The following is a 23,472-nucleotide window of genomic DNA, read 5'->3' as shown; positions in this document are numbered from 1 at the left end:
TATTATACCCTATTTATCTCTTTGTTTTATCATACCTAAGTTGTAAAATTAATACCTGATAATAAACTACTTCCTCATTCTACCGAAAATTTCACTTTATTTAAACGATTTGTTCATATCTTCGTCATAAAAATCCGCATAAACCAAAGGACGCAACTTGCAAACAGGCAATAGAAAAGGGATGCAGACAGCTTATGCAGCTATTTACATCCCTTTGTGCTTAATCGTTCATTTTTGCATTAATTTTTGCATTGCGTTCTATCATACGCTCAAAATATTTTTCAAATCTTTCCCATTCTTCATCACTGATCGGTTCCATATTTAATGTTGCGCCTAAATCTTTAATCGCATAAAGCAATTTAAACATCACATCTTGAACCGTCATGGAATGTCCAAACAAAGTTTCAAGCGAAGCCATACAAGATGGCTCAATATCAGGGTACTTAAACTTTGTTTCTTCGCCTTGCAGCGCTCTATCGTAGAAAGCTTTCATCATTTCAGCACGTTCTTCGCCTGAACCTTCTACACAAAGATAAACCTGTACCGCAATACCGCCTCTCACTCTGCGTTGAGAAATACCAGCAAACTTTTTGTCATTGATACTCAAGTCGAATTTTCCCGGGCAATAAGAGCGTTCAATTTCTTTCGTTTCGATAGTAACATGCTCATCTTCGAACATTTTATCGACTACCAAATACATTAGGTTAAATGCTTCGTCTATTGAAACTTCGGTCTTGCCCTTAAAGATAAGGGAGAAATTCAAAATACCTTGATCGAGCACCACACCTAAGCCGCCTGAATTGCGGACAATTACATTATAACCGCGTTCATCGACCAAATAGCGTATGCCGTCATTTAAATGCGGCAAGCGTGCATCATGTGTTCCTAGTATTACGGTATGCTGATGAATCCAAGTGCGGACGACACTGCATGATAAATCCTTGCCCGCACTTTCTGAAAATGTATCATCAAATGCAAAAGACTGCATCGGCGCAAAGCCTGTAGAATGGTCAATATAACGCCATTCTTGATCTTTAAAATAGCGCTCTGCCAAATCCATTATTGTAATGTTTGTGCTGCAGTGATGATTGATAAGTTGAAGACATCTTCAGTTGAGCAGCCGCGGCTTAAGTCGTTTACTGGAGAATTCAAGCCTTGCAATACAGGTCCGATTGCTTCATAACCGCCTAAACGCTGTGCAATTTTATAGCCGATGTTGCCTGCTTCTAAGCTAGGGAAAACAAAGACATTAGCGTCACCGTTGATTTTAGCGTCTGGTGCTTTTTTCGCTGCAACTTCTGGTACGATTGCTGCGTCGAATTGGAATTCTCCGTCAATAACAACATCGTTTAAACCTTCTGATTCAGCTTTTTCTTGTGCTGCTTTTGTTGCTTGTGCTACTTTTTCAACGTCGTCTGATTTTGCAGAACCTTTTGTTGAGAAGCTTAATAATGCAACTTTAGGGTCCATACCGAAGCTTTTCGCTGTTTTTGCACTTTCTACAGCAATTTCAGCTAAGTCTGTTGCTTCTAGTGTCGGGTTGATTGCACAGTCGCCGAATACATATTGTGCATCATCTTTAATCATGAAGAACACACCTGAAGTTTTCGCAACGCCTGGTTTTGTTTTGATAATTTGCAATGCAGGACGTACAGTATCGCCTGTAGAGTGTGCAGCACCGCTGACAAGCCCTTCTGCTTTACCTGTATAAACAAGCATTGTACCGAAGTAGTTTACATTGTTCAGCATATCTTCTGCTTGTTCTTTTGTCGCTTTGCCTTTACGACGTTCTACAAATGCTTCCACCAATTCAGGTTTCAATTCACTTGTTTCTGGTGTAATAATTTCGATGCCTGAAATATCTAAACCTTTGTCTTCTGCGAGTGATTTGATTTTGTCTTCATCACCTAAAACAACAGGTTCCACAAAATCTGAAGCTTGTAATTTTGTTGCTGCAGTTAATACGCGTTCATCTTCACCCTCAGGTAATACGATTCTTACATTCTTTCCTGAAAGTTTGTCTTTCAATACATCTAATAAACTAGGCATAATATCCTCCTTGGAAATCACGGTTTTATAAATTTTTTCATCCATTATTATACGCTATTTTACAAGTAATTACCACGCTCTTACTTTCAATCAATTTGTATGCTTTGCATCAACCTTTATGATAAACTTTGATGTGAATCAATAGATATTTCAAAGGAGCGATAATAATGAGTCAAGCAGCAGAAACATTAGATGGTTGGTACAGCCTCCATTTATTTTATGCAATCGACTGGCCGACATTACGTCTTGTACCTAGTGAAGACCGTCAAGAAATTGTCAAAGAATTCCAAGACTTCTTAGACAAATTAGGTTCAGTACGTAAAGATCAAAACGGTGATCACGCACTGTATAATATTACAGGCCAAAAAGCAGATGTTTTACTTTGGGTATTATGTCCAGAAATGCAAGAGCTTAATGCTATTGAACTTGCATTAAACAAATTACGTATCGCAGATTACTTTATCCCAACGTACTCATACGTATCTGTTATCGAATTAAGCAACTATCTTGCAGGCAAATCAGACGAAGATCCATATGAGAACCCGCATGTTAAAGCACGTCTTTATCCTGAATTGCCGCATTCAGATTATATCTGCTTCTATCCAATGAACAAACGCCGCAATGAAACATATAACTGGTATATGCTTTCAATGGATGAACGTAAAAAATTAATGTATGACCACGGTATGATTGGTCGTAAATATGCCGGTAAAATCAAACAATTCATCACTGGCTCAGTTGGATTTGACGATTACGAATGGGGCGTTACATTATTTGCAGATGACGTACTTCAATTCAAGAAAATCGTTTATGAAATGCGCTTTGATGAAACAACTGCGCGTTATGGCGAATTCGGCAGTTTCTTTGTCGGCCATAAATTACCTGAAGACAGTTTAGAAAAATTCTTCAGTATTTAAGATAAGAGATAAATTAGATAAAGCAAGGGACACAAGTCATGGAGATTTCATGATTTTTGTGTCCCTTTTCTTATGCATATTTATTTTATTTGCTATCTTTCTATCATTTACCACAACATCAAAAGTTCGTGTCTCCAGGGCACAAAACAGGATGTAATCAAATGGTGTAAAGACAAAAGAGAACTTCCCAACAAACTCATGTTGTTGAAAGCTCTCTTTTGATGGATTTATATAAAGGTGTGATTCATTAATTAAAGCAGAATGCTAGCCAGCACCGAGAAATAAATGACACCTATGTACCACACGTATGCTGGCTATCTGAGCCTGCATGCTAGCGGGCACGTTCTTCGGCATCTATCACTCCCAATGTTGGCAGCTTCTGCCGTATAGTATAAGCATACAACTGCACGGCTTGAATGCAGTGTTGCTCATCCCTCCTGTAGTGTCCTTGGAGAACTTTGCCACTACTTGTTTAGCAGGTTAACTGTGAAGCGGTTACCGTCGCTACCCAGTTAACACGCTTCAACAGTCAACCACTATAACTTTAACCGTTTTGAAATATTTGAAACATTGGATAGAATATTGGATTATTTGATTGTCTTCTTTTAATTATAAAAATGCAATTATGAAATTATTGATAGGATAAAAAACACATTGACTATGTAAAGGTCACTATCGATAACGGGTTGGTATATGAATACCTCATTTTTCAAAATTTACACAATCGAAACGAATTCTTCGGTTGTTTCTCTCCTTGTTTTCCTACATAATTGATGTATTGATTTGAATATTCACAAAAATATAAGGACAGCTTAACGACAGAAGAAAATGAGTGATGATATGGAATTAGATAACAGAGTAAGTTATATAGAAGATACGCCTAAAGAACGCCTAGCGAAAGATACGATTATGCTTGCAGGTCGTATATTATTAGAGTCTGGTGCCGAAGGTACTCGTGTCGAAGGTACGATGACACGTATTGCGGAAACATTAGGCTTTAACCAAAGCAACAGCTTTGTGACTAATACAGTGATTAACTTCTTGCTTGATAATCAAACCACGCCAAGAATGTATAGAATCGAATCACGTGATACTAATTTAATTAAAATTTCCCAAACCAATTCTGTTTCTCGTAAATTAGCATCTGGTGATATTAGTTTAGAAGAAGCTTACACACGTTTGAAACAGGTCTATAGAACTAAACAAACACATGATTTAATTTATAAAGGAATAGCTGCCGCTATCATTTCTATCAGCTTTTTATACTTGCAGACGGGTAATTTCGTAGATATTGTTGCGACCGTTTTTGCTGGCTCCCTTGGTTATCTGGTTGTAGAAATGCTCTACCGCGCTAATTTAAAAACTTTATTTATACCAGAATTTCTAGGTTCTGTTGTAATCGGAGGGATTGCAATACTCGGAAATAATATGGTCCCCGACGGTTCGCTCTCTGCGATTATTATCGCCGCAGTCATGCCGATTGTCCCAGGAGTGTTAATTACCAATGCAATCCAAGACTTATTCGGGGGACACATGATGATGTTCACGACTAAATCATTAGAAGCACTCGTTACTTCGTTCGGCATAGGTGCAGGCGTAGGTACGATGCTGCTGATATTTTAAAAGAGGAGGCTGACACAACATGTTATATTGGATTTCTCACTTTTTCTTTAGTTATATTGCCTCCCTCTTCTTTTGTGTCATTTTCGATGCGCCGAAGCGCATGTATGTATGGGCAGGATTAGTAGGATCATGCGGTTGGATGGTGTATATCTTTTTATATTCCGGTCTGCATATTCATACAATCTATGCTTCTTTCTTCGGCAGTTTAGCACTTGGTTTGCTGAGCCATATCATGGCTCGTCTGAAAAAAGAACCCGTCATTATCTTTATGGTACCTGGTATTATCCCTTTGGTACCCGGAGGGCTCGCATTCGACACCACAAAAAGCCTGGTGATACTTCAATTTAACAAAGCAGTACCTACCATGCTTGAGGTTACTTTAATTGCCGGTGCAATTGCGGCAGGTCTTCTTTTTGCCGATCAGCTTTCACGTCTTTTGATTACTTGGAAGAGTGCAGTAAAACAAAAAGTAAAATGAATTTCAGAATACGAAACGTCTCCTTTCTATCGAAAGCGAGGCGTTCTTTAGTACTTATCCATATATTTCTCTATCAGTCTTGCTTTTTATTTTCCGAATATCTAAAATATAATTAAAGCGTTTACATAAGATTCAGGAAGAAGGAAGACATCATGAAAAAGCTTAAATTGACCCTTAAAGGATCACTTGCTGAACAAAAGTTTCTCGAACAGAAAAAACAAGAAGGTTATTATTTAACACGTGTTATCAACGGCGTTTATACTTTCAAACATAATCCTGCAGTTAAGAATATGAAACTACAGGTCAACTTTATTAAAACAAAGGATATAGAAACACAACCTGCGCTCGATAACAACAGTCCTTATTTCGCAATGACAACCAAACAACTCAACTACTCAAAACATACATTGGTGTACAGCTATTTAAAAGACACTGAAAACCCTATCTATAGCAACACAGATACTAAAGCAGAAGAATATCAATACCTTAAACACTTTCAAAATACCATCTTAACTCTTGCTATTTTAGCGTTATTTATCTGTATTGCTTTATGGGCTTATTTCACTTCAATCGGCTATACAAATGTAATGGCACCATTACCTATGAAAATCATGAGCGGTGTATTTATTGCGATAGTACTATTTTATTTGATGATTAAACACCGAATCAGAACAAGCTGTCCAACTTACGTCGATCAGTTCTATCTCAGTTATTCCGTTTCCATTCGAACAACTGATGGACCGCCTGACTTAAATAAACTCAAACATTTAGGGGCATGGCGTTACGTGCTGGAAAAGAACGGTAAGTATTACTACAACTTACACAGCAAACAACCAAAAGACTCCATCATCCACTCTATTTGTACAAGATTGGACATGAAACCAGAACAAATCTTTGTATATTCAGCATTGGATTTATTTCCTATTCGCGGACACTTTTAATACGTTTATATGCATAAAGCAATATAATTAAACCGCACTTCCCTCTTCATCGGAAAGTGCGGTATTTATGTTTACTTATTTGACTTGCTGAAACGTTTCTTCACAAATAATAGAACTAAAATAATAAATAAAATAACTAAGACGATAAGTACTATACTTGAGAATGAATCGAATGCAGCTGAAATTTTCGGCCAAGCTGATCCTGCTTGCTGACCTAATATTACAAGAACGGTGTTCCAAATTAATGTACCAAGTGTAGTAAAGATTAAGAATGGTATGAGTCGCATGCCTGTTGTTCCGGCTGGAATTGAAATCAGGCTGCGAATCACTGGAATAAATCTTGCGAAGAAAACGACTTTATTGCCGTGTGTATCAAACCAGTCATCTGCTTTTTCTAAGTCGCTTGCTTTAAAACGCAATATTTTTCCTACTTTACCGTTTACCAGTTTCTGCAATCTTTCTACAGAGAGCAGTCGTCCTACATAATAAAGTACAATAGCGCCTGCTACTGAACCGAGTGTAGACGCAATAATTACACCAACAACGTTCATATCTGAATGCAACGTTAAAAATCCGCTGAAAGTTAAAATCAATTCAGAAGGGATTGGAGGGAAGATATTCTCTAGAGCGATTAATAAGAATACTCCCAGGTAACCAAACTGATCGATAAAATTTTCGACCATCTGTTCCATAAGGTTCCTCCTATTTATTATTTAGAAAAACAACAGATTTCTCTCAATCTGCTTTTTTCTTACTCGCTATAACTTATAAAAATTCCAAGCATTTTGCAAGTAAAATAGGGTTGCTTAACAAACTCTATAAACGATTAAAGGTGAGGCACCTTTTATGATGGCCTCACCTTATTTAAAAGTATCTATTGATTTTTATAATTTGAATCTCTTGTATTTAAAGGTCTATCTGTTTCTGGTGTGTCGTTATCTCCCGGTTCTTCAATAATCTCATCTACTCTTTCTTGACTTGTATCAAGAATCAAGCGGCTGAGTTCATCTTTATCGATACGTTTAAGCTTAGGATAACGTACGATGAAGAAAATCAAACCTAACACTAGCCATGCGATTAAAGCAATATAAGATGGCAATGATAAAGCAGCTGGTGATCCTGGGATTAATAATAATCCTAAGAAAATAAACGCAAATACCGAACCAACAATCGCAAATGTTTTATAAACCGGAGCGTAAGTATTGCTTGCTTTGTTATAGCTGAATAATTTCGCAGCTGATAAACATGTGACTAAGTATGCGACTGATACACCCGTTGAAGACATGTCTACAATCCAAGTTAATGCAGTACGTCCTAACCACGGCGCAATCAGTGTTAAAGCACCTAAGAATAAAATAGCGACATACGGTGTTTTGTATCTTGAATGCAGTTTACTGAATACTCCCGGCATAATTCCTGAACGGCCCATTGAGAATAATAAACGGCTTGAGCTCATCAAGAAACCGTTAAGTCCTGTAAAGATACCCATGATGATTGCGATAGCAAGTATGAATAAGCCAATATAGCCGAAAGCTTGTTGTGTTACAGCACCTGTTAACCACAAGTTGCCGTTTAAGCTTTCACTGCTTTTGCTCAACCATGCTGTATAAAGAATCATCAAGACATACGTCCCTGCTGCCGCAAGCAAACTATAAACAATCAGTTTGAATGTTTTATTCGGCGCAAAGTCGAATTCTTCTGCGGTTTGCGGAATATTATCAAACCCGACATATGCCCATGGCGCTACAGCCACTATCAAGATAATTGAAGTAAACCAGCCTTTGGACTCATTTGTTAAAGGTTGTAAATTACTGAATGAAAATTCGCTTCCGAAAAATGATCCGAAGAACATCAGTAATACAACTATTACCATCGCAACACAGAAATAATACTGCAAGCTCCCTGACACGTGTGCACCACGTATCGTAATAAACGTAAAGAGTAATAATAAAACAGTTGCGATAATAATTTCAGTGATGTAAACATCCCATCCGGCGATGGTGTAAAGTTTACCATGCTCGAGTACGCTCGGCATCATAAACTTCAAGAGTAAACTAAAGGCGGTCGCATTCAATGCGACAACACAAATATAACCAAAAGTTAAAAACCATGATGAGAAGAAACTCACATACCTCCCAAAGCTTAAATAACTGAAGGCGAATGCGCCTCCGGATACTGGGAAGTGTTTCACAAGTGCCCCGTAACTTACACCAATAATAATCATTAATAATGCACCAATTGTAATACCGATTGCTGCTGAAATCGGACCTGATTGTTTAATCCAGTCTCCAGGCAATATAAAAGAACCCCAACCTATACATGAACCATAGGCAATTGCCCAGACGAACTTTTCTGACAGGTTCTGTTGTAAATCTCCTCGGTCTACTTTTTTATGGTGTTTTCTATCTCTTTCTCCCATAATAAAAAATTCACCTCATTCGATACATTATACCCTGTGAGATGAATTTTTGAACCGTTTATTGGTTTATTTTTTTAATTTAAGTGATTGTACGAGTAAAGTTACCCAAGAAGCGATAAATAACACGCCTCCGATTGGTGTAATTGCGCCTAAAGGTTTGATTTGTGTTAATGATAATACGTATAATGAGCCGCTGAAGATGACAATACCGCCAAACATCATCCATCCTGCAGCTTTTAAGTTTAATTTAGTTGTACCGCTTAAAATCCCGATACCGACTAACCCTAAGCTGTGATACATTTCATATGTTGTTGCTTTATTCCACACATCTAAATAATGCGGTGATAATTTATCAGCTAACGCATGTGCACCGAATGCTCCTGTCGCAACTGATAATGCAGCACACCCTGCACCGAGTGCTACAAATGTTTTCATTGATTTAAGATTCATTGCTTAATCGCTCCTTTATAGTTAAAAGTCAAATATAGAATCGCCATTGCCGAGTTGGTCATCAGTTACCATTTTATTAGAAGCACCTGGCGGTGTCGATGAATTCGGTGTTTCTGAATAAGAAGCAACCTTGCCGCCCATCGCTTTGATTTCTTCAACAGACACACCGGATGTTGAAGGAGATTGTTTTTGCACTGAAGTATGCGCAGCAGGCTGCTGATACGGTGCTGATTGTTTCGCATACACTTTGCTTGTCTCAGACGGTTCTGCATCTGTGTAAAGCGAAGTCAGTGTATGAATCGCATACATATGCTTATTAAATTCCGCTTCGCTGTGCGCTTCATCTGCCTGCACTAATTCACGTTCAATCAATGCGATTAATTTCTCTTTGTTCATCGCATTTCCCCCTCTCCGCACCAATTCACTGGTGTTTGATCATGTGCTTCTAAATAAGCATTCGCCCGTGAATACGGTTTAGAACCAAAGAAACCGCGGTACGCTGATAATGGACTCGGATGCACAGACTTGATCACATCATGTTTTGTTGTATCAATCAGCTTTTCCTTTTGTTGTGCGGGTTTGCCCCATAAAATAAACACCACATGGTCTCTATGGTCAGAAACAGCTTTGATAATCTCGTCTGTAAAGATTTCCCAGCCTATACCGCGATGAGAATGCGCCTCGCCTTGACGCACAGTTAAAACAGTATTTAACAACAGCACACCTTCACGTGCCCAGTCCTGTAAATGAGATACTGTACGCTGACAACCGATATCATCAGCCAATTCTTGGTACATATTGCGCAATGAAGGCGGAAATTTAGCCCCAGGCTGTATCGAGAACGCCAAACCATGCGCTTGTTTCGGACCATGATAAGGATCTTGTCCCAATATCACGACTTTCACCTTTTCAAATGGTGTTAAATCAAAGGCTTGATAGATATTTTCTCTGTCTGGATAGACAGTTTGTGTCGTATATTCTTTCTCTAAAAAATCATGCATCGCTTTGAAATCATGACGGCTTGTTATGTCATGAAATACTTCAGACCACTCCATGGTATCACCTCAAACATATGATAACACAGGATATATCAAAAAGTTCAATCCTCCCTTGGAATCGTGTTATGATTAAAGAAACGAAAACGTTAGGGAGTGTAGTATTATGGCATTGAAAAAAGTATTAACAATTGCCGGCTCAGATACAAGTGCCGGTGCGGGAATGCAAGCAGATTTAAAAACATTCCAAGAATTAGACACTTACGGAATGGTCGCTTTAGCAGCGATTGTGACTATGGACAAAGAAACATGGTCGCATGATGTAACACCTATTCCATTTGATGTCTTCAACAAACAATTAGAAACAGCAATTTCTATCGGTCCAGATGCTGTTAAAACAGGGATGTTAGGTACTGAGGAAGTCATTAAACGTGCAGGCGAAGCATTTGAAGAATCAGGTGCAGACTACTTCGTTGTTGACCCTGTGATGGTATGTAAAGGCGAAGACGAAGTCTTAAACCCTGGCAACACAGATGCAATGATTAAATATTTATTGCCAAAAGCAACAGTCACAACACCTAACCTCTTTGAAGCAGGTCAATTATCAGGTTTAGGTACACTTAAATCTATCGAAGATATGAAAAAAGCCGCTAAAATCATTCATGAACAAGGTGCACAAAACGTTGTAATCAAAGGCGGAAAAGCTTTAGATCAAGATAAATCATATGACTTATACTACGATGGCGATAAATACTATCAACTTACAACAGACATGTTCCAACAAAGTTATAACCATGGTGCAGGCTGTACCTTCGCAGCTGCGACAACAGCTAACTTGGCAAACGGCCAATCACCTAAAGATGCTGTTATCAACGCTAAAGCATTCGTAGCTTCAGCGATTAAAAACGGTTGGAAAATGAACGACTTTGTAGGTCCGGTTGACCACGGTGCCTATAACCGTATCGAAAAAATCGATGTAACCGTTGCTGAAGTATAAACAAACCTATAGTAATTCATGATGCAGACAAGCTCTTTCTTTGAGCTTGTCTCTTTTTATACATAAAAGGAAAAGCACCGCAATTCAAAAAAAATCAACGTTCACGCTCTCATCAATTAGTCCTAGAAAAAGTTGATACCGAAGCCCCATGTATCATTCCAAAAAATTTAATACAATAATCAATGTAGAGGAAGCAAAATGTAATGTGTGAATCCTAAATCAATCCTAAATGTAAATTCTATAAATAATCGTTACACCTTTCTACCCACCTAAAAGGCTGAGTGCTTCCTCTACACCGACATAGACAATGCAAAAATCGCATTTAACCTCCTAAATAAAAGGTAATCATATCCTAACAATAAAATTGCGATAGCATTAACAGTTAATCTAATCATTGAATTAAAAAAGCCGATAAGCAACACCCTTCCCCTGACACTGCTTATCGGCTCACCCTAAAAATAAGAGCACTGCTAAACAAGTGAGACCGTCCCTTCTCTCTTGTTGCCTGCCGTCCCAACAGGTTATATGCAGTGCTCTTTTTTTATTGAAAGACATAAAAAGCCGCCAGCATGATTCAGTAAAGTACCGAATCACGCAAGGCGGCTTTTTGTTGATTGTCTATTTATTATTTTCTGTGTTTTAATTTCGCAAATGCATCGTGTTGGTGAATAGATTCTTCATTGCGGCATTCAATATCGAAGCCTTCTAACCAATCTAATTCTACTAAGTCCGCTGCAATCAAACGAATTAAATCTTCCACAAAACGCGGGTTTTCATAAGCGCGTTCTGTGACACGTTTTTCGTCTGGACGTTTAAGGATAGGATATAATATTGAGCTTGCATTGGCTTCCATTGCATCTAAGATAACTTCTTTATAATCTGATGGTAATGTCGCCTCTGGATTAATATACGTTTTTACAGTGATTACACCGCGTTGATTGTGTGCAGAGTATTCACTGATTTCTTTTGAACAAGGACATAGTGTTGTGACTGTTGCTTGAACTGTTAATTCTTGGCGTGTCACTTTATCCCCTTCAACTGCCATGCCGTAAGTTACATCAGCGTTGCCGACAGCTTTTAAGTTTGTTACTGGGCTGTAACGGTTAAAGAACCATTTACCTGATACATCTACACCCGCAGAACTTTGCTTCATGTGTTTTTGAAGCGAGTCTAATACAGTGTGCAAGTTATCGAATGTTAATCTCACACCATTGTCATAGTGTCTTTCAACACTCTCTAAAATACGGCTCATATTAATGCCTTTTTCTTCTCTTGTTAAACTTGTTGAGAATGCGAATGTGCCTGCAGTTTGATATTCATCTATAATTACGGGATAGACTAAGTTTTTAATCCCGACTTCTTCAATTTCAAATAGGAAATCTTTGTGCGTGCTTTGCAAGTCTGTCATTTCTTCTTTTACTGTTGGTTTTGTACCTTTAATCGGATCAACAGAACCAAAGTGTTTCCAACGACCTTCACGTGTTGATAAATCAAATTCAGTCATCTGTGTGCGCCTCCACTCATGATTCAATATTATAAGTCCAATAAGCTTCTTGTTCTAAGAAACTTTTGGCTGTATCTGGAACTTGCGGTTCAGCAAGTTGCTGCAAGAAAGGTCCAGATTGTGATGCATGTGCTTTGAATGCATCTAATTTTACTTCTCTATAATCACTGATATCGTTCACAATATCAGGTTCCCCTAATTCATCAATTGCATCATTACTAAAAGCCACTAATTGTAAACGCGGGCGCTGTGCCTTCGGCATACGTCTCACTGTTCTTACAACCGCTTCCGCTGTCGCTTCATGATCAGGATGTACAGCATAACCTGGATAGAATGAAATGATTACTGATGGATGCAGTTCATCGATTAAGCTTTCTACCATCCCATCAATCTTATCATAAGGTTCAAATTCTACCGTCTTGTCACGGTACCCCATCTTTCTTAAATCTTTGATACCTATTACTCTCGCTGCTTCTTCCAACTCGCGCTCTCTGACATCCGGCAAAGATTCGCGTGTCGCAAACGGCGGATTCCCTAAGTTGCGCGCCATTTGACCTAAAGTCAGGCAAGCATAAGTGACAGGTACACCGTTGTCTATATATCTGGCTAATGTTCCTGCTGATGAGAACGTCTCATCGTCAGGATGCGGAAAGATAACTAATACTTGTTGTTCCTCTGACATGATACGTCCTCCTTATATTTGAAACGGTACAGTACTGATTTCCAGCGCTGCCGCTAACTGTCCTTCATAATTAAATCCAGCGAGCAAGAATTCATTATTCTCATTCACTTCATAATGCGTTAAACCTTGTACATAAACCCATCCGTTATCTTGCAGTTTCAAACCTACTCTGAACGGGTCTTTACCGCCGCCCTTAAGCTTTGCATGTTCAAAGACAACTTTAATGTTTCTTAAGAAGGTCCCAGCATTGAATACACGTTGATCAAAATGGTTCGCATACGCGCCATTGGTTGTCTCAACATGCAAGTATACCGGCTGGTCTACATAAGATGATAATAAAGATTGCACTTTCTCATATTCTATCGGCTCCAAGTCGCTCACTCCCTTACACAAAACAAATTCAATTGTTAACCCCATCTATACTGTGCCGTGTTTAATTTATCTATTATTCTGTATCACTTAATTGTACTAAATCAGCGTCAATAAATATAACCACTTGCTCATTCCATAAAAAACCATAGGAATTATCGGTTATTATTCAATATTTAGAAACAATATTTACATTATATAACTGTTCTAACACTTTCTAAAGAGGTTATTGAAACATTTCTATAAAATGAGGGGGATTTACTATCTGTTTGTATAACACCCCGTTATAATGGACATGTATGTCTTCATAACAGATAAATAATAAGGAGGTCATTCATAATGAAAATTATTAATTTAGGCAATAGAGACGATGCTTCATTTTATACAGCATGTGAATTATTCAATCAAATCAGCCGTCATCCTGACAGTAAGCTGGGTATGGCAACAGGCGGTACAATGGTTGATGTTTATTCCAACTTCGTCAACCTGCTGGAACGCAACCAATTAGATGTTTCAAATGTAGAAACATTCAACTTAGATGAGTATATTGGTTTATCAGCAGATCACCCTGAAAGTTACCATCATTATATGCTTGAAGTTTTATTCGATCGCTATCCGCATTTCAAAGAAGAAAATGTACATTTACCGATTGGGGATGCAAAAGATTTAGAAGCTGAAACATCACGCTACGAACAACTCATTAAAGAACAAGGTCCTGTAGATATTCAAATCTTGGGTATCGGGGAAAACGGACATATCGGTTTTAATGAACCAGGAACAGCAAAAGACAGTGTGACACGTGTCGTAGACTTAACAGAAAGTACAATTCAAGCTAACAGCCGCTACTTCGACAACGAAGAAGATGTGCCGAAACAAGCGATTTCAATGGGACTTTCTACAATCTTGTCTGCAAAACGTATCATCTTATTAGCATTCGGAGAGAAAAAGAAAGATGCAATTACCAAACTTGCGAGTGGTATTCAAGATCCAGATGTACCAGCAACTGTATTGTACGATCACCCGAATGTAGAAGTTTATGTAGATGATGCGGCAGCACCTGATAAGTAAACTTGCCTATTGTTTGTACATTATCAAACAGGGTATACAATTTAGGTAAAGCAAAAGTTACAACACTCACATTATGAAAGGATGAATCATTTTGGAACTACAATTAGCAATTGATTTATTAAATAAAGAAGACGCTGCAGAGTTAGCTAACAAAGTGAAAGATTATGTTGATATCGTAGAAATCGGTACACCTATCATTTATAACGAAGGTTTACCAGCTGTTCAATACATGGACGATAATATCGACGGTGTTAAAGTCCTTGCAGATATGAAGATCATGGATGCGGCAGACTACGAAGTCAGCCAAGCAGTGAAATTCGGCGCTGACGTTGTAACAATCTTAGGTGTTGCAGAAGATGCTTCTATCAAAGCAGCAATCGAAGAAGCACACAAAAATGACAAGCAATTATTAGTAGACATGATTGCTGTACAAGACATTGAAAAACGTGCAAAAGAATTAGACGAAATGGGTGCGGACTATATTGCAGTACACATCGGCTATGACTTGCAAGCACAAGGTAAATCACCATTAGATGATTTACACACTGTTAAATCAGTTATCAAAAATTCTAAAGTTGCAGTTGCTGGCGGTATCAAACCAGATACAATCAAAGACATCGTAGCTGAAGGACCGGACTTAGTCATTGTCGGCGGCGGCATCGCAAATGCTGACGATCCAGTCGAAGCTGCTAAAGCTTGCCGCGACGCAGTTGAAGGGTAATAAGTTATGGCAGAATTAAAATACCAACTTATTTTAGACGAGCTGAAAACAACATTAGCTAACGTAAAAGAAGAAGATGTTGAAAACTTTGAAAAAGCAATCAAAGACGCAAAAAACATCTTTGTCGCAGGCAAAGGCCGCTCTGGATTCGTTGCTAATGGCTTCACAATGCGTTTAAATCAACTTGAGCAACCTGCTTTCATCATCGGCGGTATTACAACACCTTCAATTCATGAAGGTGACTTATTTATCGTTATTTCAGGTTCAGGCAGCACAGAACACTTACGCTTATTAGCTGAAAAAGCCAAAGGCGAAGGTGCACGCGTTGCATTAGTAACAACAAAACCTGATTCAAAAATCGGTGAACTTGCAGATACAACAATCGAGTTGCCAGCCGGCACTAAATACGATGCTGAAGGTTCAGCACAACCATTAGGCAGTCTTTTCGAGCAATCTGCACAATTATTTTTAGATGCAGTTGTCTTAAACTTAATGGAAACATTCAACATTGATGAAACTGCTATGCAGCAAAATCATGCTAATTTAGAATAGTTGAATATAAATAACAACGCCCTGTATCGCGCGGTACTTCCGCTTGATACAGGGCGTTATTTATACAATAAACGATTGTACTTTTGTGTATAATCGTTAGTTTATTTTAAATGTTCATAAGGACGGCTTTCCGCAAATGACACTATTTGTTCTACAAATAAGCGTGAACGTAATTGGAACTCTTCGTCTTGTAAGAAGAATGTTCCGTCATCCAGCTTCCCATAATCAGAGTCATGTGTCGCAATTTGCGTAGGTACTGCGATACCTAATAATGTACGTACAATCAAACGCAAGTGGGATAATGGTTCCGCACTTACAATACCGCCGCTGTTGCCTACTAGACCGACCGGTTTCATTTTGAAATCATCCATAGTCAGATGATCTAAAGCATTTTTCAGTACACCTGAATAAGAACCATGATAGTTTGGTGTACCTAAAATAATAAAGTCCGCTTCTCTTGCCAATGTTTGTAAATCTTTTACATTCTCTTGATAGTCACTTGGCGGATTACTTGTTCCTGAAACGTCCAATGTATGAATCGGACGATCTGCTAAGTCGAAAATCTCAACCTCTACTTCTTTTTCATTAAACTGTCCCTTTAAGAATCGTGCCAGTGCTTTAGTGTGTGATTCCACACGTGCACTCCCGACAATAATGACACCCTTCATGAAATTCGTCACCTCAACTAGATTATTTTGATTGTTCTTCTAACATTTTATTGATTGCTTTACCGACACCGCTGTTTTGGTTTGTGTCTGTCACATATTTTGCGTATTCCTTCACTTCTGGAATCGCATTTTCCATTGCGACCGGATAACCTGCGCGTGAAAGCATAGATACATCATTCATGTTATCGCCGATAGCCATGACATTTTCCATTTTAATGCCTAATTGGCTGGCGATTTCTTCTAACGCAATCCCTTTTTGCGCATATGCATTCGTAATCTCGATATTGCCGCGTGCAGAAGATGAAATTGCCAAGTTAGGATGTTCTGCTAATTCTTTGCTGACACGGTCTACTTTTTCGACATCGCCGTCGAATGCTAAAAGTTTCATCACAATTTCACCTGGTGTTTCCGCAATTTGGTCATAATTGCTGACAACTTTAAGCGTCCCTTGGTCAATACGATGCTGAATATGTTTTTTAATCTTATCAACATCTGCTTTTTGACCGGCATGCTCAGCAATATCAATATAAATATCTAAATCCCTTTGCGGGTCTTCTGTATAAATACCAAAGTTCGTATACACTTGGTAATAAATATTTTCACGATTCAGTACGTGTGTAATCTGTTCAATCATTTCATGATTCAAACTTGAAGTATGCATAATATCAAATGATTCATCACGTACTTCTGCACCATTCAAACAAATATAAGGGACTTTTAATCCTGTAGGTTCCACAGGCGCATTGGCTTCATAGAAAGCACGTCCTGTCGCTATTACTACCGTAATCCCTTGTTCTTGCGCTGCTTTAATCGCTTTAATATTTTCCTCTGAAATTTCATGTGCTGCATTTAATAATGTTCCGTCCATATCTGTCGCAATTAATTTAATCATGAATTAACCTCGTTTCTATTGTCTTTACCGCAGTGTCGTAAACTTAATATATTACAACGTAGTCTAACCCCATTCTATCAAATTTCATCCGGATACTTCTATCGTCTGTTCGGCCTATTTCTCAGATAAACCCGATCAAGTATTAAAATCGCCTTAAAACCGCCTTAAACTCACATATTTTTTACACTCTTTACAAAAAACAAAGACAAACTTCCTCACAAGAGTTCGTCTGTCTTATTGGCTTATTTTAATTATATCCTGAAAGATGTTTGATTATTCTTCTGTTCTTTGTTGCTTTGCTGCTTTTTTCTTATCTCTTAATTGTTTAAAGAAGTCTTTTAAAATTTGTCCGCATTCTGCTTCTAATACACCGCTTACTACTTCAGCACGGTGGTTAAAACGTTCTTCTTGAAGCAAGTCCATTAAGCTGCCGCTGCATCCGCCTTTTTTGTCTGTTGCTCCATATACCACTCTAGGTATCCGACTCATAACAATAGCGCCTGAACACATCACACAAGGTTCTAAAGTAACATAAAGCGTACACCCTTCTAAACGCCAGCTGCCTACCGCTTCTGCTGCTTTCTCTATTACTATATGCTCTGCATGTGCAGTCGGAAGTTGAATGGTTTCTCTTAAGTTATGTGCACGTGCTATAATTTCATCGTCTTTAACCATCACAGCACCAATCGGCACTTCCCCGATGGCTTGTGCTTTTTTTGCTTCGTCTAATGCGATTTTCATATATTTTTCATCTAATGTCATAGGTTCAATCCCTTACCATGTGATACAATATCTATTGTCTATTTTAACACTTGGAGTGTTGTTTATGAATCAACCTTATATCGCTATTGAAGGACCTATAGGAGTAGGCAAATCCTCATTAGCACACTTATTAAGTCAATCTCTTAACTACCATGAAGCACAAGAAATTGTGGATGAGAATCCCTTCTTGTCCGATTTCTACGATGACATTTCAAAATGGAGTTTCCAAACAGAAATGTTCTTCTTGTGCAATCGCTATAAACAAGTTCAAGACCTCAAACAGTATAACAAAGGTATTGTCGGCGATTATCATGTTTATAAGAATAAAATTTTTGCACGTCAAACTTTGACAGATACAGAGTACCATAAATTTGATCGTATCTTTGATATTTTAACTGAAGATTTGATGATGCCGGATATTGTTGTTTTTCTCGATGCTGATTTAGACGTGTTAAAACAGCGTATCGCAAAGCGTAATCGCAGTTTTGAAGCACAAATCGAAGACGATTATCTGTTGAACTTAAAAGATGCTTATTACCGTTTTTATCAAGATTTAAAACAACAAGGCAAACAAGTCATCCGCATCAATACAACAAATATCGATTTCGTTAATCGCCCAGACGATTACAACAATATATTAAACATTGTCCAATCAATGATAGGAGGCAACACGCATGAATAATTACGGTATCCCTCAAGATGCAGTGATTACTATCGCAGGTACTGTGGGCGTTGGTAAATCCAGCTTAACACGTGCTCTAGCTGAAAAATTAAATTTCCGCACTTCTTTTGAGAATGTGGATCATAATCCATACCTTGATAAGTTCTACGATAATTTTGAACGTTGGAGTTTCCATCTTCAAATCTATTTCTTGGCAGAACGTTTCAAAGAACAAAAACGTATGTTTGAATACGGCGGCGGCTTCATTCAAGACCGTTCTATCTATGAAGACGTTGATATCTTCGCAAAAATGCATGAAGAACAAGGCACAATGTCACCAGAAGACTTCAATACCTATTCAGAGTTGTTTGAAGCGATGGTCATGACACCTTACTTCCCAAAACCTGACATTTTGATTTATCTTGAATGCGATTATGACGAAGTCATTGAACGTATTCGACAACGCGGACGCCAAATGGAAATCGATACAGATCCAGAATACTGGAAGAAACTCTTCCGTCGTTATGAAACATGGATTTCAAGTTTCAATGCCTGCCCGGTCGTACGCGTGAACATCAACGAATACGATTTGCATGAAAGCCCAGATACCTTAGATCCGGTGCTGGATAAAATTGCGCATATCATTGATATCCACCGTAATGTAGATCCGAGAAAATAATAAGCAGCCAAAAAATCATGTATCTCTTCTCTTAGCTGAGTGAGATACATGATTTTCTTTTACTTTGAATCAATCTGCATTAAGTTGTTTACTAATGAACCGCTTAATTTCATCATTTAATCCTTTATAATAATCATAATGTGTAACTGGGAATTTCTCTTTCATTTCATCATCTGTACTGTTATGCATCACAAACGGATGACCGATATGACTTAAATAAACCTCATCATTACCACTGTCACCGAAACCTAACACTCCTTCTGAATCAAGGTCATACATATCTAACAGATAATGCACAGCGAATAACTTTCCAGCATTTTTCGGTGTGAAGTGTACATCATAGGCATCTTCAGGGTCGCCTGCTTTAGGATTCGTTTTATTATAATGCACGGCATAATCATAAGCTGCGGCTTTATCTTGTAAATCTTTTAAATACTGCGCATCTTGTGCTTCATCACCTTGTGCATAATAGTAGTATTCATACAATGTTTCTTCATCTCTGAAAGCTCTCTGCGGATGAAGTTCAACGTGGTGTTCAGACTCAAAGTCACTGATAATTTCATCGACTTTTTCTTTAGTAAATGTTGTTTCTGAAACAGCTTGATCATAGTCTTTAGAACGATGATACACACCTTTATCATCTCGCTCAAATAGTTTTGAACATAAATCAGAAAAGATAAAGTGCGGTTTATACTCCATTTCAGCATGTTTCATTTTCTCCATGATGCTTTCAAAGATACTGCCGGATAACACTGCAGTAATCACTTGATACTTGTCTTCAGCCAGTCGCAATGTCGATTCAAGTTCGCGCAGTTTCGGAATATCTTCTTTCGTGGTTTGATGTTTATAATACGTTTCGTCAAAATCAAATAGAATTAATTGACGCATCATATCATCCCTCCAACATTAATTATATTTCTAATTCCTCGCGATAAATAACAGGTTCATATTCATCATCATTGACAGCTTTACTGAAATAGCCCTCATCCTTTTCTGTTAAACCGAAAGCTTCTGCTTTGTTTACATCGCTGGTCCCGATATAACTTTGACCTTGCATATCAAAATACAAATCAAATAAGGTACCGCCGTAGCGTGCTTCATGTTTAAGATCATATAGTGCTTCCACTTCATGGCGTGCTACATCTTTATAATAAAGCGTATGGCTTGAATGCTTAGTGGTCTTAGCTTCAAAGCCTAACGCACGTGCACCGGCATCTTCAGTCACTAAATGCAATGTTTTGCCGTAATCATTTAAGACACGAAACACTTCTCCTTGATATTCTGCGTAGCGTCCATCTGCTACTGTGCCTGGATTGCTCATGTTAATCACCTCTTTTTATGCATCTGCGCTGTTATTCTTTATCTGATGATTGTCCTTTTAAGATATTCACCACTTCAGGGGCCGTTTCAACGACATAATCGGCTTGTTTAAATTCATGTGCTTGTCCTACACCAGTCAACACCGCTACAGAAAGGCCTAGATGAGCATTAACAGCCGTTTGGATATCATTAGGGTTATCGCCCACAATTGCGATTTCTTCTGCTTTAAGCCCCTTCTCTTGGTCAAAGAGCGGGTTTAATACAGCAGGGTCAGGTTTCTCAGCCGCATTGGCTTCTGTAGAAATAACTAAATCAAAGAAAGCTTCTGTATCTGTCGCCTCTATAAATTGATCTGTTCCTTTTTTAGTGTCGCTGGTAATAATACCGATGCGATAGCCTTGTGCTTTTAAAGTTTCTAATGCTTCTACCATACCCTCAATCCATTTGATTTCAGGTTCTCTGTGATCAATCAAATATTGACTGGTTTGACGTGTCCATTCACCTACATCTTCACCTGCCAGCGCATTGAAATTTTGAATAATTTCATCAAGTGAACCACATGCCATCGGTGTCCCTGGTTCAATTTGGTTTGTTTCTTTATTTACACCTAATGTTTGATACGCGTGTGCTTGATCTTCATCCGAAATAAAGCGTTCTACAAATTGGTCTACCATTTGAATACCAATTTTCATCCAGCTCATATCAAAATCGATTAATGTTCCATCTTTATCAAATAAGATCCACTTAATTGCCAATGATTTCACTTCTTTCTATAACCTTTTATCCCATTTTATCAGTTCGGCTGAAATGAAGGAAATTTAAAAAAGCCTTGTCTCCGAAAACTGGATACAAGACTTGGAATCATCCTATTTCAAACTGCTTCAGCTTAACGCTGTTTATCTTCTTTAGAATCTTCCGGCAAAGTTTTTACCAAGGTAAACAAAACAACTGTTTGAATCGTTACCATAATCAATAAGCCGATTCTCACTAAACTGTGTTCTATCATAATAATCGAAAAAGCAATCACTATATACAAACTCATCAATATCTTAAATTTCTTCTTTAAAGTGAAGCCTCTATCTCTTTTAAAGCTCTCGACATATTCGTCGTAAATTTTTGTATTGACTAACCATCGATTAAATCTCTCTGAGCTTCTAGAGAAACAGACAGCTGCTAAAAGTAAAAAAGGTGTAGTCGGCAATAAAGGAACCACAATTCCGATAAACCCGACAATTGCAGCGATGAGTCCAATCGCAATCAAAATATATCTCATAAAAGCACCTCTGTCGATAATCATTTCCAATTATACAACAGGACGGGAACTTGTAAATAAAAATACAATCAGAAACCTTCTTCTATCGAACCAAAACAAAAAAAGAATAAGCCGAAAACCGCACTGTATTGCGATTTCCGACTTAATCATCTGTTTCATATTAGTGTTTAGGGACCACAACTCTCCAGCCGTGTTTATCTTCTAATTTACCGCTTTGAATGCCAGTGTATTGGTCATATAAGTGTTGCGTAATTTTACCTGTTTCGTTGTTGTTGATAGTGATTTCACGGTCTTCATATTTTAAAGTACCTACAGGTGAGATAACTGCAGCTGTACCTGTACCGAAGACTTCATCTAATTCGCCTCTGTCGTATGCTTCGAATAATTCATCTACAGAAACACGGCGTTCTTCAACTTTGTAACCTAATTCTTTTGCAAGTTCGATTACTGTTTTACGTGTAATACCAGGTAAGATACTGCCGTTTAATTTCGGTGTAACAAGTACGCCGTTTTCAACGAAGAAGATGTTCATGCTTCCGACTTCTTCGATGTATTTTTGTTCTACACCGTCTAACCATAATACTTGGTCGTAGCCTTCTTTATTTGCGTTAGATTGTGCTAATAAACTTGCTGCGTAGTTACCAGCAACTTTAGCGAAACCAACACCGCCGCGTACGGCACGAACGTATTTGTCTTCAACATAGATACGTGTAGGTTTTAATGCATCTCCGCCATAATATGAACCTGATGGTGATAAGATGATTAATAATTTGTAGTGTGTTGCTGGGTGTACACCTAAGCCTGCTTCAGTCGCAAATACGAATGGACGAATGTATAATGATTGTCCTTCGCCTTCAGGTACCCAATCACGTTCAACATTAACAAGTTCTTTTAAGCCTTCTAATAATAATTCTTCATCGATTTGAGGCATTTCTAAACGTGCTAATGATTGGTTAATACGTTTGAAGTTTTGGTCTGGTCTGAATAAATCAACTTCTCCATTATGTTTATATGCTTTTAGACCTTCAAAGACAGCTTGGCCATAATGAAGTCCTTGTGCAGCTGGATCTAATTCGATCGGTGCATAAGGTGTAATCTTCAAATCATGCCAACCACCTTTATCTTCATCGTAGTCGTAACTTAACATATAGTCTGTGAAGTGTTGACCGAATCCTAAGTTGCTTGGATCTGGTTTTTGTTTAAGTTCTTCACGTTTCTCGAATTTAACATTTTCTGACATGATTTTTGCCTCCTAAAAATTTGCTTATAAATAAGATAATACTAAAAGTATAGCAATCAAACACCTTGTATTCAATGAGTTTTTAGAAAATTTCAAAAATATACCCCTAATCAAAATGATACATCAACAGTATTCCCTGTCATTTTCCCCCTATGTATCTGTTTCATTGATTTAAGATGCATGTCACTAAAATTGTTTACACCTCCATTATT

At 38.1% G+C, this 23,472-nt stretch carries 28 protein-coding genes; 10 read left to right on the top strand and 18 right to left on the bottom strand.

The window, feature by feature from the left end; translation table 11 throughout:
• Positions 1-220: 220 nt before the first annotated feature.
• Together C7N65_RS05210 and pta are read right to left on the bottom strand one after the other, a co-directional pair.
• Positions 221-1,060, bottom strand: a complete 840-nt coding sequence (locus tag C7N65_RS05210) for a biotin/lipoate A/B protein ligase family protein (protein ID WP_105993418.1) — start codon at positions 1,058-1,060, stop codon at positions 221-223.
• On the bottom strand, positions 1,060-2,049 hold the full coding sequence (pta, locus tag C7N65_RS05205) for a phosphate acetyltransferase (protein WP_105993417.1): 990 nt from the start codon (positions 2,047-2,049) through the stop codon (positions 1,060-1,062). The genes C7N65_RS05210 and pta overlap by 1 nt, the downstream gene beginning before the upstream one ends.
• Before the next feature lie 167 nt (positions 2,050-2,216).
• On the opposite strand from pta, the gene hemQ reads away from it, so the two are divergent.
• From hemQ to C7N65_RS05185, 4 genes are all read left to right on the top strand, one after another.
• Positions 2,217-2,966, top strand: coding sequence for a hydrogen peroxide-dependent heme synthase (gene hemQ, locus C7N65_RS05200; RefSeq protein WP_105993416.1), 750 nt, complete (start codon positions 2,217-2,219; stop codon positions 2,964-2,966).
• Positions 2,967-3,806: 840 nt separating this feature from the next.
• On the top strand, positions 3,807-4,589 hold the full coding sequence (locus tag C7N65_RS05195) for a threonine/serine exporter family protein (protein ID WP_105993415.1): 783 nt from the start codon (positions 3,807-3,809) through the stop codon (positions 4,587-4,589).
• Between the two features lie 19 nt (positions 4,590-4,608).
• The gene (locus C7N65_RS05190) at positions 4,609-5,067 is read left to right on the top strand and encodes a threonine/serine exporter family protein (protein ID WP_105993414.1); all 459 of its coding nucleotides are present in this window, start codon (positions 4,609-4,611) and stop codon (positions 5,065-5,067) included.
• A 152-nt stretch (positions 5,068-5,219) separates the two neighbouring features.
• On the top strand, positions 5,220-6,008 hold the full coding sequence (locus tag C7N65_RS05185; RefSeq protein ID WP_105993413.1) for a DUF2812 domain-containing protein: 789 nt from the start codon (positions 5,220-5,222) through the stop codon (positions 6,006-6,008).
• A 71-nt stretch (positions 6,009-6,079) separates the two neighbouring features.
• Here the strand turns inward: C7N65_RS05185 and C7N65_RS05180 are convergent, their stop codons facing one another.
• The 5 genes from C7N65_RS05180 to C7N65_RS05160 form a co-directional block, all read right to left on the bottom strand.
• A complete protein-coding gene (locus C7N65_RS05180; protein ID WP_105993412.1) occupies positions 6,080-6,700 on the bottom strand; it encodes a DedA family protein in 621 nt (206 codons plus the stop codon).
• Positions 6,701-6,882: 182 nt separating this feature from the next.
• The gene (locus C7N65_RS05175; protein ID WP_105993411.1) at positions 6,883-8,427 is read right to left on the bottom strand and encodes an APC family permease; all 1,545 of its coding nucleotides are present in this window, start codon (positions 8,425-8,427) and stop codon (positions 6,883-6,885) included.
• A gap of 66 nt (positions 8,428-8,493) precedes the next feature.
• Entirely contained in the window at positions 8,494-8,877 is a 384-nt protein-coding gene (locus tag C7N65_RS05170; protein ID WP_105993410.1) for a DUF423 domain-containing protein, read from the bottom strand.
• Positions 8,878-8,898: 21 nt separating this feature from the next.
• Positions 8,899-9,273, bottom strand: a complete 375-nt coding sequence (locus tag C7N65_RS05165) for a DUF5327 family protein (protein WP_105993409.1) — start codon at positions 9,271-9,273, stop codon at positions 8,899-8,901.
• Positions 9,270-9,932 (bottom strand): uracil-DNA glycosylase, encoded by a 663-nt coding sequence (locus tag C7N65_RS05160; RefSeq protein WP_105993408.1) that lies wholly within the window; start codon positions 9,930-9,932, stop codon positions 9,270-9,272. Before C7N65_RS05160 ends, C7N65_RS05165 begins: the two co-directional genes overlap by 4 nt.
• Before the next feature lie 106 nt (positions 9,933-10,038).
• Between C7N65_RS05160 and thiD the strand changes: the two genes are divergently transcribed.
• The gene (thiD, locus tag C7N65_RS05155; protein WP_105993407.1) at positions 10,039-10,869 is read left to right on the top strand and encodes a bifunctional hydroxymethylpyrimidine kinase/phosphomethylpyrimidine kinase; all 831 of its coding nucleotides are present in this window, start codon (positions 10,039-10,041) and stop codon (positions 10,867-10,869) included.
• Positions 10,870-11,494: 625 nt separating this feature from the next.
• On the opposite strand, the gene folE2 is transcribed toward thiD, so the two are convergent.
• The 3 genes from folE2 to C7N65_RS05140 are packed head-to-tail and all read right to left on the bottom strand — an operon-like array spanning position 11,495 to position 13,427.
• Positions 11,495-12,373 carry a GTP cyclohydrolase FolE2 gene (gene folE2, locus C7N65_RS05150; RefSeq protein WP_105993406.1) on the bottom strand — a complete coding sequence of 293 codons (879 nt, stop codon included), beginning with the start codon at positions 12,371-12,373 and terminating at the stop codon, positions 11,495-11,497.
• A gap of 16 nt (positions 12,374-12,389) precedes the next feature.
• The gene (bshB2, locus tag C7N65_RS05145; RefSeq protein ID WP_105993405.1) at positions 12,390-13,055 is read right to left on the bottom strand and encodes a bacillithiol biosynthesis deacetylase BshB2; all 666 of its coding nucleotides are present in this window, start codon (positions 13,053-13,055) and stop codon (positions 12,390-12,392) included.
• 12 nt (positions 13,056-13,067) lie between these two features.
• Positions 13,068-13,427: a YojF family protein gene (locus C7N65_RS05140; protein ID WP_162912164.1), complete on the bottom strand. Its 360-nt coding sequence runs from the start codon at positions 13,425-13,427 to the stop codon at positions 13,068-13,070.
• Between the two features lie 336 nt (positions 13,428-13,763).
• On the opposite strand from C7N65_RS05140, the gene nagB reads away from it, so the two are divergent.
• The 3 genes from nagB (at position 13,764) to hxlB (ending at position 15,765) form a co-directional block, all read left to right on the top strand.
• The gene (gene nagB / locus C7N65_RS05135) at positions 13,764-14,492 is read left to right on the top strand and encodes a glucosamine-6-phosphate deaminase (protein WP_105993403.1); all 729 of its coding nucleotides are present in this window, start codon (positions 13,764-13,766) and stop codon (positions 14,490-14,492) included.
• A 91-nt stretch (positions 14,493-14,583) separates the two neighbouring features.
• Positions 14,584-15,213, top strand: coding sequence for a 3-hexulose-6-phosphate synthase (gene hxlA / locus C7N65_RS05130; protein ID WP_105993402.1), 630 nt, complete (start codon positions 14,584-14,586; stop codon positions 15,211-15,213).
• Between the two features lie 6 nt (positions 15,214-15,219).
• The gene (gene hxlB / locus C7N65_RS05125) at positions 15,220-15,765 is read left to right on the top strand and encodes a 6-phospho-3-hexuloisomerase (protein WP_105993401.1); all 546 of its coding nucleotides are present in this window, start codon (positions 15,220-15,222) and stop codon (positions 15,763-15,765) included.
• A gap of 101 nt (positions 15,766-15,866) precedes the next feature.
• On the opposite strand, the gene C7N65_RS05120 is transcribed toward hxlB, so the two are convergent.
• The 3 genes from C7N65_RS05120 to tadA form a co-directional block, all read right to left on the bottom strand.
• A complete protein-coding gene (locus C7N65_RS05120) occupies positions 15,867-16,433 on the bottom strand; it encodes an NADPH-dependent FMN reductase (RefSeq protein WP_105993400.1) in 567 nt (188 codons plus the stop codon).
• Positions 16,434-16,455: 22 nt separating this feature from the next.
• Positions 16,456-17,325 carry a Cof-type HAD-IIB family hydrolase gene (locus tag C7N65_RS05115; protein ID WP_105993399.1) on the bottom strand — a complete coding sequence of 290 codons (870 nt, stop codon included), beginning with the start codon at positions 17,323-17,325 and terminating at the stop codon, positions 16,456-16,458.
• A gap of 273 nt (positions 17,326-17,598) precedes the next feature.
• Positions 17,599-18,087 carry a tRNA adenosine(34) deaminase TadA gene (tadA, locus tag C7N65_RS05110; RefSeq protein ID WP_105993398.1) on the bottom strand — a complete coding sequence of 163 codons (489 nt, stop codon included), beginning with the start codon at positions 18,085-18,087 and terminating at the stop codon, positions 17,599-17,601.
• 64 nt (positions 18,088-18,151) lie between these two features.
• On the opposite strand from tadA, the gene C7N65_RS05105 reads away from it, so the two are divergent.
• Both C7N65_RS05105 and C7N65_RS05100 read left to right on the top strand, forming a co-directional pair.
• Positions 18,152-18,769, top strand: coding sequence for a deoxynucleoside kinase (locus C7N65_RS05105; protein WP_105993397.1), 618 nt, complete (start codon positions 18,152-18,154; stop codon positions 18,767-18,769).
• Positions 18,762-19,427, top strand: coding sequence for a deoxynucleoside kinase (locus C7N65_RS05100; protein WP_105993396.1), 666 nt, complete (start codon positions 18,762-18,764; stop codon positions 19,425-19,427). Before C7N65_RS05105 ends, C7N65_RS05100 begins: the two co-directional genes overlap by 8 nt.
• Before the next feature lie 69 nt (positions 19,428-19,496).
• Here C7N65_RS05100 and C7N65_RS05095 read toward each other — a convergent pair whose 3' ends face one another.
• The 5 genes from C7N65_RS05095 to C7N65_RS05075 all read right to left on the bottom strand — a co-directional run bounded on the left by C7N65_RS05095 (position 19,497) and on the right by C7N65_RS05075 (position 23,260).
• Entirely contained in the window at positions 19,497-20,318 is an 822-nt protein-coding gene (locus tag C7N65_RS05095; protein WP_105993395.1) for an HAD-IIB family hydrolase, read from the bottom strand.
• A gap of 19 nt (positions 20,319-20,337) precedes the next feature.
• Positions 20,338-20,748 (bottom strand): hypothetical protein, encoded by a 411-nt coding sequence (locus C7N65_RS05090; RefSeq protein WP_105993394.1) that lies wholly within the window; start codon positions 20,746-20,748, stop codon positions 20,338-20,340.
• Positions 20,749-20,779: 31 nt separating this feature from the next.
• Positions 20,780-21,496 (bottom strand): HAD family hydrolase, encoded by a 717-nt coding sequence (locus tag C7N65_RS05085; RefSeq protein WP_105993654.1) that lies wholly within the window; start codon positions 21,494-21,496, stop codon positions 20,780-20,782.
• A 137-nt stretch (positions 21,497-21,633) separates the two neighbouring features.
• Complete coding sequence (locus C7N65_RS05080) at positions 21,634-22,020, bottom strand: YbaN family protein (protein WP_105993393.1); 387 nt, start codon at positions 22,018-22,020, stop codon at positions 21,634-21,636.
• Positions 22,021-22,180: 160 nt separating this feature from the next.
• Positions 22,181-23,260: a branched-chain amino acid aminotransferase gene (locus C7N65_RS05075; RefSeq protein WP_105993392.1), complete on the bottom strand. Its 1,080-nt coding sequence runs from the start codon at positions 23,258-23,260 to the stop codon at positions 22,181-22,183.
• Positions 23,261-23,472: the final 212 nt, after the last annotated feature.

It is taken from the genome of Staphylococcus simulans (assembly GCF_002994445.1).
In the GTDB taxonomy this organism is placed as follows: Bacteria; Bacillota; Bacilli; order Staphylococcales; family Staphylococcaceae; genus Staphylococcus; species Staphylococcus simulans_B.
The sequence above is the reverse complement of the archived record's forward strand: the minus strand, read 5'-3'. Positions and strand labels throughout refer to the sequence as shown.

Bases quoted from the DNA above. Each gene is read 5' to 3' on its own strand.
- C7N65_RS05210 (WP_105993418.1), bottom strand. From the start codon at position 1,060: ATGGATTTGGCAGAGCGCTATTTTAAAGATCAAGAATGGCGTTATATT.
- pta (WP_105993417.1), bottom strand. From the start codon at position 2,049: ATGCCTAGTTTATTAGATGTATTGAAAGACAAACTTTCAGGAAAGAAT.
- hemQ (WP_105993416.1), top strand. From the start codon at position 2,217: ATGAGTCAAGCAGCAGAAACATTAGATGGTTGGTACAGCCTCCATTTA.
- C7N65_RS05195 (WP_105993415.1), top strand. From the start codon at position 3,807: ATGGAATTAGATAACAGAGTAAGTTATATAGAAGATACGCCTAAAGAA.
- C7N65_RS05190 (WP_105993414.1), top strand. From the start codon at position 4,609: ATGTTATATTGGATTTCTCACTTTTTCTTTAGTTATATTGCCTCCCTC.
- C7N65_RS05185 (WP_105993413.1), top strand. From the start codon at position 5,220: ATGAAAAAGCTTAAATTGACCCTTAAAGGATCACTTGCTGAACAAAAG.
- C7N65_RS05180 (WP_105993412.1), bottom strand. From the start codon at position 6,700: ATGGAACAGATGGTCGAAAATTTTATCGATCAGTTTGGTTACCTGGGA.
- C7N65_RS05175 (WP_105993411.1), bottom strand. From the start codon at position 8,427: ATGGGAGAAAGAGATAGAAAACACCATAAAAAAGTAGACCGAGGAGAT.
- C7N65_RS05170 (WP_105993410.1), bottom strand. From the start codon at position 8,877: ATGAATCTTAAATCAATGAAAACATTTGTAGCACTCGGTGCAGGGTGT.
- C7N65_RS05165 (WP_105993409.1), bottom strand. From the start codon at position 9,273: ATGAACAAAGAGAAATTAATCGCATTGATTGAACGTGAATTAGTGCAG.
- C7N65_RS05160 (WP_105993408.1), bottom strand. From the start codon at position 9,932: ATGGAGTGGTCTGAAGTATTTCATGACATAACAAGCCGTCATGATTTC.
- thiD (WP_105993407.1), top strand. From the start codon at position 10,039: ATGGCATTGAAAAAAGTATTAACAATTGCCGGCTCAGATACAAGTGCC.
- folE2 (WP_105993406.1), bottom strand. From the start codon at position 12,373: ATGACTGAATTTGATTTATCAACACGTGAAGGTCGTTGGAAACACTTT.
- bshB2 (WP_105993405.1), bottom strand. From the start codon at position 13,055: ATGTCAGAGGAACAACAAGTATTAGTTATCTTTCCGCATCCTGACGAT.
- nagB (WP_105993403.1), top strand. From the start codon at position 13,764: ATGAAAATTATTAATTTAGGCAATAGAGACGATGCTTCATTTTATACA.
- hxlB (WP_105993401.1), top strand. From the start codon at position 15,220: ATGGCAGAATTAAAATACCAACTTATTTTAGACGAGCTGAAAACAACA.
- C7N65_RS05120 (WP_105993400.1), bottom strand. From the start codon at position 16,433: ATGAAGGGTGTCATTATTGTCGGGAGTGCACGTGTGGAATCACACACT.
- C7N65_RS05115 (WP_105993399.1), bottom strand. From the start codon at position 17,325: ATGATTAAATTAATTGCGACAGATATGGACGGAACATTATTAAATGCA.
- tadA (WP_105993398.1), bottom strand. From the start codon at position 18,087: ATGACATTAGATGAAAAATATATGAAAATCGCATTAGACGAAGCAAAA.
- C7N65_RS05105 (WP_105993397.1), top strand. From the start codon at position 18,152: ATGAATCAACCTTATATCGCTATTGAAGGACCTATAGGAGTAGGCAAA.
- C7N65_RS05100 (WP_105993396.1), top strand. From the start codon at position 18,762: ATGAATAATTACGGTATCCCTCAAGATGCAGTGATTACTATCGCAGGT.
- C7N65_RS05095 (WP_105993395.1), bottom strand. From the start codon at position 20,318: ATGATGCGTCAATTAATTCTATTTGATTTTGACGAAACGTATTATAAA.
- C7N65_RS05090 (WP_105993394.1), bottom strand. From the start codon at position 20,748: ATGAGCAATCCAGGCACAGTAGCAGATGGACGCTACGCAGAATATCAA.
- C7N65_RS05080 (WP_105993393.1), bottom strand. From the start codon at position 22,020: ATGAGATATATTTTGATTGCGATTGGACTCATCGCTGCAATTGTCGGG.
- C7N65_RS05075 (WP_105993392.1), bottom strand. From the start codon at position 23,260: ATGTCAGAAAATGTTAAATTCGAGAAACGTGAAGAACTTAAACAAAAA.